This window comes from Pseudomonas sp. HLS-6 (assembly GCF_002753995.1).
Classification (GTDB): Bacteria; Pseudomonadota; Gammaproteobacteria; order Pseudomonadales; family Pseudomonadaceae; genus Aquipseudomonas; species Aquipseudomonas defluvii.
The window spans coordinates 176294-188662 of the sequence record NZ_CP024478.1; the positions used below are offsets into that span (position 1 = coordinate 176294).

The 12369-nt window shown below is 61.0% G+C and carries 10 protein-coding genes; 1 reads left to right on the forward strand and 9 read right to left on the reverse strand.

All coding sequences use genetic code 11. The annotated features are described in order from the left end of the window. Nucleotides 1–2: 2 nt before the first annotated feature. From CS390_RS00835 to CS390_RS00860, 6 genes are all read right to left on the reverse strand, one after another. Nucleotides 3–1448 (reverse strand): efflux transporter outer membrane subunit, encoded by a 1446-nt coding sequence (locus tag CS390_RS00835; protein WP_065761860.1) that lies wholly within the window; start codon nt 1446–1448, stop codon nt 3–5. After that, a complete protein-coding gene (locus tag CS390_RS00840) occupies nt 1445–2320 on the reverse strand; it encodes an HlyD family secretion protein (protein WP_065761861.1) in 876 nt (291 codons plus the stop codon). The genes CS390_RS00835 and CS390_RS00840 overlap by 4 nt, the downstream gene beginning before the upstream one ends. After that, nucleotides 2317–2529, reverse strand: coding sequence for a DUF1656 domain-containing protein (locus CS390_RS00845; RefSeq protein ID WP_099773259.1), 213 nt, complete (start codon nt 2527–2529; stop codon nt 2317–2319). The genes CS390_RS00840 and CS390_RS00845 overlap by 4 nt, the downstream gene beginning before the upstream one ends. Next, the gene (locus CS390_RS00850) at nt 2526–4616 is read right to left on the reverse strand and encodes an FUSC family protein (protein WP_099773260.1); all 2091 of its coding nucleotides are present in this window, start codon (nt 4614–4616) and stop codon (nt 2526–2528) included. Before CS390_RS00850 ends, CS390_RS00845 begins: the two co-directional genes overlap by 4 nt. After that, nucleotides 4613–5065, reverse strand: a complete 453-nt coding sequence (locus CS390_RS00855) for a MarR family winged helix-turn-helix transcriptional regulator (protein ID WP_065761712.1) — start codon at nt 5063–5065, stop codon at nt 4613–4615. The genes CS390_RS00850 and CS390_RS00855 overlap by 4 nt, the downstream gene beginning before the upstream one ends. A 92-nt stretch (nt 5066–5157) precedes the next feature. Beyond that, nucleotides 5158–5976 carry a tetratricopeptide repeat protein gene (locus tag CS390_RS00860; RefSeq protein ID WP_065761711.1) on the reverse strand — a complete coding sequence of 273 codons (819 nt, stop codon included), beginning with the start codon at nt 5974–5976 and terminating at the stop codon, nt 5158–5160. Nucleotides 5977–6181: 205 nt separating this feature from the next. Here CS390_RS00860 and CS390_RS00865 point away from each other — a divergent pair, with 205 nt between their 5' ends. Continuing rightward, entirely contained in the window at nt 6182–7192 is a 1011-nt protein-coding gene (locus CS390_RS00865) for a YafY family protein (protein ID WP_065761710.1), read from the forward strand. A gap of 142 nt (nt 7193–7334) precedes the next feature. On the opposite strand, the gene CS390_RS00870 is transcribed toward CS390_RS00865, so the two are convergent. The 3 genes from CS390_RS00870 to CS390_RS00880 are packed head-to-tail and all read right to left on the reverse strand — an operon-like array spanning nt 7335 to nt 12250. Then, nucleotides 7335–8708 carry an HlyD family type I secretion periplasmic adaptor subunit gene (locus tag CS390_RS00870; protein ID WP_065761709.1) on the reverse strand — a complete coding sequence of 458 codons (1374 nt, stop codon included), beginning with the start codon at nt 8706–8708 and terminating at the stop codon, nt 7335–7337. Continuing rightward, nucleotides 8698–10854 (reverse strand): type I secretion system permease/ATPase, encoded by a 2157-nt coding sequence (locus CS390_RS00875; RefSeq protein ID WP_065761708.1) that lies wholly within the window; start codon nt 10852–10854, stop codon nt 8698–8700. The genes CS390_RS00870 and CS390_RS00875 overlap by 11 nt, the downstream gene beginning before the upstream one ends. Before the next feature lie 43 nt (nt 10855–10897). Beyond that, nucleotides 10898–12250, reverse strand: a complete 1353-nt coding sequence (locus CS390_RS00880) for a TolC family outer membrane protein (protein ID WP_099773261.1) — start codon at nt 12248–12250, stop codon at nt 10898–10900. Between the last annotated feature and the right edge of the window lie 119 nt (nt 12251–12369).

The window sequence follows — 12369 nt, forward strand, 5'->3', positions numbered from 1 at the left end:
CATCAGTGTGCTGCCGAGGGTTGCGCGGCGCGTGCATCGCCAGTGCCTTCCCAGCCCCCACCCAGCGCGAGGAACAACCCGATCTGCCCCAAGGCGACCTGAGTGTTGGCAGCCGCCAGTTGGGCGCGCATATCCGTGTAAGTGCGGGTCGCCTGCAGGTCGGCAAGGAACGACGCGCGACCGGCCTGATAGAAACGATGCGTTTGATCTGCAGCCAATTGCGCCGAGCGTTCGGCCTCTGCCAAGGCATCACGCCGCTCCAGCAGGGCGCTGTACTGGGCAAGGCTGGTCTGGGTTTCGCGGATGGCGTTGAGCACCACGCCGTCAAAGCGTGCCAGGGCCGCTTGGGTCGAGGCCTCGGCTTCGCGGATACGTGCCCGAGTACCGTTGGTCGGTACGTTCCAGGTCAACAGCGGACCAAAACCCCAGCGGTTGGTTGCCGGCGTACCGAGGTTTTCCAGAATACCGATGGTGCCAACTTGAGCGCCAATGCTGATGTCCGGATACAGCTGGCCGGTGGCGATCCCGATGGTGGCGGTGGCGGCCGCGAGGCCACGCTCGGCCTGGCGTACATCAGGGCGTCGCTTGAGCAGCGCGGCCCCATCACCTACGGGCAACAACTGGGCGATGTGGGGCAGTTCGGCACAGGTTGCGGTGCCGGCCGGTAGCTGGTCGACAGGCTTGGCCAGCAGCATCGACAGGGTAAACAGACCGGCTTCGCGTGCTGCCTGATAGCGCGGCAGTTCGGCGCGCAGGGATTTGAACTGGGTCTGCGAGCGCGTGACCTGGGTTTCGTCGCCACGCCCGGCATCGCGCAGGCGTTGGGTCAGGCTCAGGCTTTGCTCCTGCAGGTCCAGTGAGGTCTGGGCGATGTGCAGCTCTTCGTTGGCGGCACACACTTGGGTATAGGCGCGCACTACGTCGGCGACCACCGTGATTCGTGCCGTATCAGCGGCGGCCTGGGTCGCGTCGGCATTGGCCTGGGCTGCTTCTACACCGCGCTTGAGGGTGCCCCATAGGTCGAACTGGTAGGACGCACTAAGGATCGCTTCGCCAATATTGGCCACGGGCACTTTTTCCGGCAGCAGGAACGCCTCGCCGGATTCTTGCAGGCGCTGGGCGCCGAGTTTCGTTCCGGCGTGAAAGCCGCCCTGAGCCTGTGCTTCCTCGACCTGGGCGCGGGCCCGGGCGATGTTCGCGGCAGCTACGCGCAGCTCGGTGTTGGCAGCCAGGGCGTCGCGCACCAGGTGGTCAAGGCGATCATCGCGATACAGCTGCCACCAGTTGCCGGGCACTGGTGCGGAGACCACGCTGTTCGCATCGTTGCGCAACGCGCCTTGCAGGTCACTGCGGTTGACCGCTGCGTCCTTGGGCAGACGGTAATCCGGGCCGACCATCTGGCAGGCCGATAGCACCAGGCTGATGCTCAGCAATGCCAACCGCTTCATTGACCGCTGCCCTCGATGATGGACACTGTGGCCGTGCGCCCGGCGATCATGCGGAAATCATCCGGCACCTGATCGAAGGCGATGCGTACGGGGATGCGCTGGGCCAGGCGTACCCAACTGAATGCAGGGTTGACGTTGGGCAGCAGGTTCGCACCACTGCTGCGGTCGCGGTCTTCGATACCGGCGGCGATGCTCAGTACATGGCCGCGCAGCCGTGTGTTGTCACCCATGACGCGAATGTCCACTGCCTGGCCAACCTTGATGCCGGAAAGCTTGGTTTCTTCGAAGTAGCCGTCGACGTGGTAAGAATTGCTGTCCACAACCGACAGCACAGGGCGACCGGCACTGACGAACTCGTTTACGCGCGGGGCCCGGTCGTTGAGGTAACCGTCCACCGGGCTGCGCAGTACCGAGCGGTCGAGGTTGAGCTGCGCCGCATCGACTGCTACCTGGGCCTCGGCCATAGCCGACTGCGCCCGGGCTTCGCGTGACTGGCTCTCTTCCAGTTGCTCTTGGGCGACCAGGTTGCCCAACCCTCGATTACGCTTGGCCTCACGTTGCGCCTGGGCCAGGGTTTCCTTGCGCTCTGCCAGGGTGGCCTGGGCCTGGCGCAAGGCCAGGCGGAAGCGGTCCTGATCAATGGTGAATAGCACATCGCCACGCTTGATCACCTGGTTGTCACGCACGCTGACCTCCTGGATCAGCCCGGACACGTCAGGCGCGATCTGGATCACGTCGGCGCGGATGTGCCCATCACGGGTCCAGGGCGCGAACATGTAATACAGCACCATCTGCCAGACCAGTACGGTCGCCAGCGTCACAACCAACAGCGTCAGGACCATGCGTCCCAGGGTCAATAGAGGTTTCTTCATGGCAGCATCAGGCTTCGAAAAAAATGATCTACCGTACCGAGCAGTACGGCGTAGAGGGCGACGTTAAACAACGCCCGGTGCCAGACCAGGCGATAGAAATGCATGCGTGTCAGCACGGCATGCAGGCCGAGAAACAGCAGGTATGTTCCCAGCATCATCACGAGCAGCGTGGGCAGGAAAACCCCGCTGATATCCAGGTCACCGATCACAGGGGCGCTCCGTCGATGCCATAGGGCAATTGAGGTGGGTTTGCAGCGGGATCAAGCATGACTTCCACGCCTGGCAGCAAGGCCAGACGCAAACCGCTCAAGGCATGCAGCAAATGCAGACGGGCATCGGCGTGTTCGGCCATGCTCTGCACGTTAAGCGCCTGGCGAGCGCGCTCCATGCTGGTCAGCAACAGTTCAGGCGGGTGCAGGCGACGGCGAGCGTCCAGGCAGGCCTGGAAATGCGCGCCCACTTCGGTGACGACCTGTTCAAGTTGCGCTCGAGCCTGGGCTGAAGCACGGGGCATATAGGCCAGCAGGTCGAGCAGGTTCAGGCCAACCCGCAAGTCACGCAGGGCACCGCTGGTGTCCTGTCCGGTCTGGCCGAGGCGTGGCAGGTGCTGCATCAGGCGGTCGAGCATTTGCACGCCCAGCCTGCGGTGCTCGGCCAAGGTGGCCGGAAGGGTCATGCCGACGATGTCGTGCCAGCTAAACCGCGTTAGCCGCCGGGCGGCGTGCTCGACACCGAACGGGCGCATCACCAGGGTCCAGATGAAGGCGAACAACAGGCCAGCGGGGCCCGCAAGGTTGGCATTGATGAAGGTCAGAAAGTCGGCGTCGTAGGCCCCTTGGATGCTGATGAACGAGGCCGTGTTGACGATGGTCAGCAAGGTGCCCAGGTAGAAGCGCGGCTGGACGGTCAGGGTGCCGACGCAAATGAACGGGATCGCGAAGGCCAGTACCAGCATCGGGAAGTCATGCAGGTTGGGCAGCACCAGAAACAGGTAAAGGCTGGCAAACACCACCGACAGGGTGGTCCAGAAGAAAAACCGATAAATCTGTGGTGCCGGGTCGTCCATGGCGGCGAAGAAGCTGCAGGCAACCGCTGCCAGAATGACTGCGCTGGCGCCATCGTTCCAGCCCAGCAGGATCCACAACGTCGTGGCGGCAATGATCGCGGTCACGGTCGAGAACACCGAGTAGAGCATCAGGCCGCGGTCAAAAAACGGTGTCAGCCGGCCCAACCGCCAGTGTCGATAAACGGCGTGCCAAGGCGAGAGGTCCTCGGTCCGAATGGCCTGTTGCAGCGTGCAGCAGTCTTGCCACAGATCGACCCATTCGGTGAGACGATACAAGGCATTGGAAAGCAGTAGCATGGGCCGCTCGTCCAGCGCTGCGGCGTCGGGTTGCAGGTTTTCCAGCCGGGTGCGCAAGGCTGACCAGCGTGCTGGTGAGGCTGATTCGGCGGTGGCTTGCAGCCAGTCGCGGGCCTCCAACAGCACGGCTTGAAGGTGTTCAGCCTGCGCCGGGGCGCGTTTCTCAAGTGCCAGCAGTGCGTCGTCCAGTGCGTCGAGTACTGGTAGCAGGTGAATCATGCGACCACGCAGCTCGCGGGCGTTCTTTACGGTTTGTGGGCGTGCGCCCTCATGGGCCAGTTGGCCGATCATCATTTCCAGCGAGTTGAAGGTCGCGACCATCGAGGCGCGCAAGGTGCTGACGGTTTCGGTCGAGGCCTGCCGGGCGAGGAACGTGTCACTGTACCGACGGGCTTCATTGAACCAGTTGCTGGTCGTGCCCACCACTACAGGGGCCAGTCGGCGCGGCCAGAACACTGCCCCGACCACCGCCGCGCAGACTATGCCCAGGCAAATCTCCTGGGCCCGTGAGGACGCGATATCGAATACGGCCAGCGGGTTGTCGACCACAGGCAGGGCAATCATTGGCAGGGTGTAGCCGGCCAGCATCAGGGTGTAGCTGTTAGCGGTGCGCAGGTGCATGGAAAGGAAGAGCAGGGTTCCGGTCCACAGCGCGATGGCGATCGTCAGCAGCACCGGCGCCTGTACCAACAGGGGTACCAGAAAGACGGCCCCGGCCGCGCCGAGCAGAGTACCCATGGCCCGGTACAGGGCTTTTGAGCTGGTTGGCCCGACGAATGGGCTGGATACGATATAAACCGTTGCCATGGCCCAGTAGGGCCGTGGCAATTGCATGAGCAGGGCGATATACAGTGCGATCATCGAGGCGGCGAAGGTTCGTACCCCGTAGAACCAGTCGCGCGCAGGCGGCATTGAGTTGAAAAAAGTACTCATGTGGTTTGCCCCGAGGCGCGCTGTGCCGCCTCTTCAAAGGCCCTTAATACCCGCAGAGTCGCTTCAAGATCCGCTGCCGGAAGATCCGCCAGTACCTCCCGGCGCAAGCGAACCAGTTCTCCCTCGATGGCTTCGGCCAAGGCTCGGCCACTGGTGGTCAGGCTCAAGGCTTTGGCGCGGCGGTCGAGGGGATCTTCGCTACGGCAGACGAAGCCCGCGCTGCACAGTTGGTCGAGCAGCCTCACCAGGGAGGGGCTTTCCAGTCCGGCCGCCTGGGCGACCTTGACCTGATGAACGCCGTCGCCCAGGCGCACGATCAATAGCAGCGGCACCGCGCAGGCTTCGGAGATACCGTAACCAGCCAGAGTGGCCTGGCAGATCCGTCGCCAGTGCCGGCCGGCTGCCACCATACCGCTGCTGATGTTGAGTTGCAGTGCGTCGAGATTCATTGGAGGGCGGTCACGCGGATATTCATAGTTTGCTAACTATCAATATACTTCGACCACCACCCCCGACGTCAAGAGGCGCTTGCTCAATGGTTTCAGGAGCGCACCTGGTCCTCCAGCTTCATGCTCAACGCCAAGGGGCTGCCCAGGCCAATGGCCTGATCGCGCCAGAACAGGTAGCGCAAGGTGTCGTTCGACAGGCTGAAATGGACGGCCAGTTCCTCCGCAGCCTGTACCACCTTGGCGACTGCGGCGAGTTCCAGCCAGTACAAGGCAGCCTTGGTGTCAGTCTCGACCTGTTGGCCATGCAGCAACCGATAACCGATTTCAAAACGGCAGCGTGCATCGCCGCGTTCGGCTCCGCGCATGAACCACTTGTAGGCGCGCTGCAGGTCGACTTGCCACTCCTGCACATGGGTATCGCAGACCTCTTCCTCGTAAAGGTCGCCGAGTGCCGCTGCAGCATGGTCCAAACCACGCTCGAAGGCATGCTGGTAGTACTCGGCTGCACAGGCGTAGCTCACCATCACGCCTTTGCCGAAGTAATGTTGCTGGGCCAGGTTGAACCATGCTGTCGCATTGCCCTGCAAAGCGGCCATGCGCAACAGGTGGCCGGCCAGTGTCGGATCCGCTCGCCAGTACTTGCCATTGAGCCAGATCCAGCCGAGGTCATTGAGTGCCGAGATGCTGCCCTCCAGCGCCTGGTTGCGCAGGTCGGTATACACCGCCTGCAGGTCGGCGGCCTCATCAAGGCTGTTTATCAGGCTGAAACTGTCACCCAGCGCGGCACGTTGGCTGGGCATGCCAACCCCGGCATAGAGGCGCGACAAGTGGCCGGTACGTCCGGGGGCTGGCGTGATGCGCGTGGGCAACAGGCGCTCTAGCAAGGGATAGATATTGCTGACAGCAGACATGTTCATCCTCATTGAACCACCCGCAGTACCGAGAGCGGGGGTGATGGGATGTGATTCTGCGCAAGGCAACGACAAAACCTGTCGCGAACAATCATCGTGAAGCGATTCAACAGCTCTTCCTTGATCTGGTTGAATAAATGGCCATTTGCCATATCCGTTGGCGGGCGCCATGCTAGTGCGCAAGTCTAGACAAGGACGCACCCTTTTGCCCTCTGCTACCACCCGCGCCACACTCAGCCGCCAATGGGAACTTTTGCGCCAGCTACCCAGCCGTTCCCCCGGCATCACTAGCGCAGAGTTGGTCGCCCGATTGCAGGACGCAGGCTTCACCATCAGCAAGCGCAGTATCGAGCGAGACCTCAACGAACTGTCGTTGATCTTTCCACTGGAGCGCAACGACAAGAGTATTCCCTATGGGTGGCATTGGGCGGCAAACGCCTGTGTCGAACTGCGCGGCTTGAGCATCAGCGAAGCCTTGAGCCTGGCGTTGGTCGAGGAAGCGGTACGGCCACTGCTACCGGGGAGCATGCTCAAGGTGCTTGATGCGCGCTTCAGTCATGCTCGGCAAAAACTTGAGCACTTGTCCGGTGCGAACAAGGCTGCGCGCTGGCTGGACAAAGTCGCCAGCGTTCGCCCCGACATGAACATGCAAGCGCCCGAGGTGCCCGACAGCATTCTGGAAACGGTGCAGAAGGCATTGCTGGAGGAGTATCAGTTGAAGTGCCAGTACTACTCGGCACATAACGACAAACTCAGCGAGATGACTCTCAACCCGTTGGCGTTGATTCAGCGCGGTCAGGTCAGCTACCTGATTGCCCGAGCGGATCCCTATAGTGATATTCGCCAGTTTGCGGTTCATCGCTTTCGCAAGGTCAGTATTCTCAGCAGTGCCACCGAAGGCCTCGAGGATTTCGACCTGCAGGTTTACCTGCGCAGCGATGCCCTGCAATTCGGGCAGACCGATAAAATCGAGCTGCAAGCCTGGGTGAGCGACAGTTTGGCGCGCTTGGTGCGTGAAACGCCGCTGTCGGCGGACATGAGCCTGGCCCCGTTGGCACATGGGCATCTTCTGAGGGCGACGGTCAGCAATAGCTGGCAGTTGCGCTGGTGGTTGTTGAGCCAGGGCGATGGCTTGATCGTCGAGCAGCCGATCGGCCTGCGCCAGCAGATTGCTGAAACCCTGAGCAAGGCCGCCGCCCAATATCACACGGTGTGAATCAGCGCTGGTGCCCTTGCCCTTGATGGTGATCCGTTCCAGGCTCTCCAGCAGTATGAGCCCTTCGGTGCTGGCAACGCTATTGAGGTCGCTGACCTGATGCACGCTCATGCAGTAATTGCTCAGGGACAGCGCAGCCCAATCAACGCTCGCGCAAGGCCTCGGCCCGTGCCCGGATGATCGGCTTGAGCAGGTAGCTCAACACGCTTTTCTTGCCGGTAATGATATCCACTGATGCGACCATGCCGGGGATAATCAGCAGCGGTTTTTCGTCAGTGCCCAAGTGGCTACGATCAGTACGCAGTTTGATCACATAGAACGTGTTGCCGTCTTCGTCGGTGATAGTGTCGGCGCCGATCTGCTCCAGCCGGGCTTTCAGCCCGCCATAGATGGTGAAGTCATAGGCGGTGAACTTCACCATGGCGTCCTGGCCAGGGTGGAGGAAGGCGATGTCCTGTGGACGGATCCGCGCCTCCACCAGCAGTGTGTCATCCAGCGGCACGATCTCGACAAGATCACTACCGGGTTGAATGACGCCACCAATCGTGTTGACCAGCAGTTGTTTGACGATACCGCGCACCGGCGAAGTAACCAGCGTACGGCTGACCCGATCCTCCAGCGCCTTGCCGGTTGCCTGGGCCTTGCTCAGGTCCGTGCGGGCTTCGTTCAGTTGGGTCAGGGCCTCGCTGCGGAACTTGCCACGGGTTTCGTCGATCTTGCGTTCGACTTCCTTGATGGCGGACTCGGCGCGTGGGATGGCCAGAGAGGTTGCATCCAGTTGGCCTCGGTTTTCCACTTCGGCCCGCTTGAGGCGTAGCACCTCAACCGGAGAAATCGCGCCCTGGGACACCAACGGTTCGGACATGTTGATTTCCTGACGCAGCAGCTGAAGGCTGTTGCGGTACTGCGCCTGCTTGGAGCTGAATTCGCGCAGTTCCTGCTGGCGCTGTACCAGTTGCTCCTGCAAACCGCCGATCTCGTTCTGCAACTGCTGGCGCCGACTCTGGTACAACGATTCCTCGTTGTTGGCCTGATTGGGCGCGGCTTTGCGGATTTCATCGGCGATATGCAATGGGCGATCCTCGACCTCGGCGCTCAAGCGTTCGACGCGCAGGGCCATGGCCAAACGGTCGGCTTCTGTCTCGCCAACGTTGGACACGAACCGAGTATCGTCCAGGCGCAGCAGTGGCGCGCCGGCTTCGACAATCTCGCCTTCGTGGGCATAGATCTCGGCAACGATACCGCCTTCCAGGTTCTGGATTTTCTGCAGTTTTGAGGACGGAATGGCCTTGCCATCGCCGCGTGTCACTTCATCAATGATCGCGAAGTTGGCCCAGAGCCCCATGAACAGGAAAAAACCGATTACGCCCCAGATGGTCAGCCGCACAATGCGCGGTGCATCCTCGATCAGGGCTTTGTTGACCTCAGGCAAGGGTTGCCCATGGAGCGACTCCGAGCCTTTGAAGTAGTTACTCAGTACGTCCTTGATGCGACCTGCTCCAGACTTAAGCAACACTGATCTGCCCCTTTTTCAGCGCATCCATTACGGCGGCTTTCGGGCCATCCGCGACAATCTGCCCGCGATCAATCACGATCAGCCGGTCGACCAGCGACAACAGCGAAGCACGGTGCGTGACCAGTACGACGGTCTTGTTCTCGATAACCGCTTGCAGGCGCTGCTTGAGGCGCTCTTCACCGGTGTTGTCCATGGCGCTGGTCGGCTCGTCCAGCAACAGGATCTGTGGGTTCAGCAGCAAGGCCCGGCCTAATGCAACGTTCTGTCGCTGGCCGCCGGAGAGGTTCTGGCCGCGCTCGCCGACCTGCAGCTCGTAGCCCTGCGGGTGCAGCCTGGCAAACTCATGCACGCCAGAGAGCTCGGCCGCTTGCAGAACCATTTCGTCCTCGATATAGCGGGCACCGCTGACCAGGTTGTCGCGCAATGTGCCGGACAGCAGCTGGATGTCCTGAGGGACATAGCCGATATTGTGGCGCAGCTCGCTCACATCGATCTGACGGATGTCCACGCCATCGACCAGCAACGAGCCGGCGTCTGCTTCGTAGAGGCCGACAATCAACTTGGCCAGCGAGCTCTTGCCTGAGCCGCTACGGCCGATGATGCCGATCTTCTCGCCTGGCCGGATCACCAGGTTGATGCCCTTGAGCGCAACGTTCTGCTGGTTCGGGTAGGTGAAATCAACCCCGCGGAACTCAATGGCACCTTGCAGTACCTGGCGGCTCAGTGGGCGCTCTTCGAAGTTGCGCTCTTGCGGCAGCTCCATCATCTGGTCAACCGAGACCATGGTGACCTTGGCCTGCTGGTAACGGGTCAGCAACCCGGCCAGTTGGCTCAGGGGGGCCATGGCGCGTCCATTGAGCATGTAGCAGGCGATCAGGCCGCCCATGCTGAGGTGGCCGTCCATGATCTGGTAGACGCCGAAGCAGATCAGCGCCACGCCGGCCAACTGCTGGATCAGCAAGGTGATGTTCATGGCCAGGCCCGACAGCACCTTTACACGCAGCTCCAGGCGGCTAAGCGTACCGATGGTCTGCTCCCACATGTACTGGCGTTCGCTTTCGGCGTTGTTGACCTTGACTGCATCCAGCCCTGCGAGGGTTTCGATCAGGCTCGATTGGCGCTCGGAGCCCAGCGCCATGGTGCGTTCCAGCGTTGCAACCAGCGGTTTTTGCAATGCATGGCCAATGCCCAGAGCCAGCGGGAAGGCAACGATGGGAATCCAGACCAGATGGCCGCCGATGATGGCGATCACCAAGAGGATCAGCAGGGTGAATGGCAGGTCGATCAGGCTGGTCAGGGTCAGCGACGCAAGGAAGTCGCGCAGGCCCTGAAATTCATGGATGTTCTGGGCGAAGCTACCGACCCGGGCCGGGCGGTACTTCATTGCCATACCGACAATACGCTCGAACAGCGTGGCGGAGATGATCAGGTCGGTTTTCTTCCCGGCCAGGTCCAGGCAAAGGCTGCGCAGGCCCTTGAGGATCAGGTCGAAGAGGTAGGCCCCGGTAATACCGATGGCCAGCACCCAAAGGGTCGAGGTGGCCTGGTTGGGAACTACGCGGTCGTAGACGTTCATCACGAACAGCGGTGCGGCCATGGCGATCAGGTTGATGACCAGGCTGGCGGCGATGGCGTCGGCATAAAGCCAGCGCGAGCGCTTGAGGGTGTCACGGAACCATGAGCGCGCCCTGGGGATCAGGTTGCCATGGTTGACGTCGAACTTATGCTGCGGCTGGGCAAAGAAAACCCGGCCACTGTAATCGGCCAGCAGCGCTTCGCGGCTGACATGTACCTCACCGCCGTCGCTCTCGCTGAGCAATAGACGTGCAGTACCTTCGTTTTCCCAGCCGAGCAGGATCGTGCTGCGGCCATCCTTGAGCAGCAACATCGCCGGCATGGCGATGTTGGGTATCTGCTCCAGCTTGCGTTGCAGCAAGCGACCTTGCAAGCCTGCCCGGGCAGCGGCGCGAGGCAGTAGCTCCGGGCTCAACCGCTGCGAGGGCAGCGGTAAACCGGTGGTGAGCATCGCCCGGCTGGCAGGTTTCTGGTGCAACACACAGAGCGACAGCAGGCTGTCCAGCAACGGGTCGTCGTGCTGGCTGCGTGGATCATGGGTGAGCTGGACTCGACTGACTTCTGATTCCACGCGGCAATCTCTTAGCAAATACGGTTGGACATGAGGGCTGGCCTCAGTTCATGCCGGGCAGGTTTACCTGAGGCTTCATGTCGTTCTGCACGACAGTTGCCATTGGCGCCACAACGCCCTGGCTCTTGAGGAGCTGGCCAATGGTCGCCTTGATTCGATACTGAGTAAACAGCTGACTGTTCTTCACCTCTGCCAGGCGGCGCTGGGCGGTGAACAACTCGTTCTCGCTATCGAGCAGGTCAAGCAATGTACGCTCGCCCAAGCTGAACTGTTTCTGGTAAGCGGTGCGAACACTGCTGCTGTAATCAACGTACTTCTGCGCAATCGGCACTTGGGCATTGGCGTTGTTCATAGCATTCCATGCCAGGCCCAATTCTTCATTGAGCTGGCGCAAGGCATTGTTACGAATATCCAGCGCTTGGTTTGCCTGATAGGACTTGGACTCCAGGTCCGCTTTGTTGCTGCCACCGGCATACAGGTTGAAACTCATGCGCAGCATGGCCTGCCAGTCATTGTTATGACCGCTGACACCATCGATGTTGTTGTCGGCACTGCGCCCCAGTTCAGCATCGAAACGCGGGTAGAACGACGATTTTGCAGCATCGTACTGCTTCTCTGCAGCGGCGATATCGGACTCCGCCGATCGCAGGATCGGGCTGCTTTCCAGCATTTGCTGGCGTGCTTCATCCAGGCTGGCTGGCAGCATGTCGATGAAGGCCGGCGGCGTGCTGATTTCGTCTGGCATTTGACCAACTACGCTCAGGTAGTTGGTTTGTGCGTCAGCCAGGTTGGTTTGTTCAGTGATCAGGTTGTTGCGGGCCTGCGCCAGGCGCGCTTCGGCCTGATCCATATCGGCCAGGCGACCAACACCCCGTGCGGTCCGCAGCTTGATTTGATCGAAGATGCGTTCATGGCTGCGCAGGTTGTCTTCGGCCAGACGCACCATGTCGCGACGGGTCAGCACGTCCAGATACACCTGGGCAACGTTGAGCGCCGTGCGCTCGGACGTGCCCATCAGGGCATAGGCGCGTGAGTTGACGGTGGCTTGTTGACGACCGACTTCACTGGATGTGGCGAAGCCGTCGAAGACCATTTGTCGAAGACGCACACTGGCTTCGCCACGGTTGAGTGTTTCCCAATCGTTGCTACGGTTACCGATGCGAGTGCTCGGGCTGTCGGTGCCTTCGCGGCCGTAACCTGCCAATACATCAACCCGCGGCAAATAGCCGCCCTGGGCTGCGCGCAATTGATAGTCGGCGGCGGTTCTGCTGTTAACCCCAGCTTGAACTTCCGGGTGGACTTCGATAGCGCGCTGCATAGCTTCCGGCAGGCTTTGCGCTTGAACAAAACTGGCGGCAAGGGTGAAAGGAAGAGCAGTCAGAAGGAGCGATCGCATTTACTTTTTCCCGGGGACATCTTGTCCCAAATCACAGCAAGTGGCCTTGCCGCATTTAATAATGGCAACCGTGCGGACCTTACGTCGGAAATTTCCGAGATGCTACTAGGATCGTACGA

Bases quoted from the DNA above. Each gene is read 5' to 3' on its own strand.
- CS390_RS00835 (WP_065761860.1), bottom strand. From the start codon at position 1,448: ATGAAGCGGTTGGCATTGCTGAGCATCAGCCTGGTGCTATCGGCCTGC.
- CS390_RS00840 (WP_065761861.1), bottom strand. From the start codon at position 2,320: ATGAAGAAACCTCTATTGACCCTGGGACGCATGGTCCTGACGCTGTTG.
- CS390_RS00850 (WP_099773260.1), bottom strand. From the start codon at position 4,616: ATGAGTACTTTTTTCAACTCAATGCCGCCTGCGCGCGACTGGTTCTAC.
- CS390_RS00855 (WP_065761712.1), bottom strand. From the start codon at position 5,065: ATGAATCTCGACGCACTGCAACTCAACATCAGCAGCGGTATGGTGGCA.
- CS390_RS00860 (WP_065761711.1), bottom strand. From the start codon at position 5,976: ATGTCTGCTGTCAGCAATATCTATCCCTTGCTAGAGCGCCTGTTGCCC.
- CS390_RS00880 (WP_099773261.1), bottom strand. From the start codon at position 12,250: ATGCGATCGCTCCTTCTGACTGCTCTTCCTTTCACCCTTGCCGCCAGT.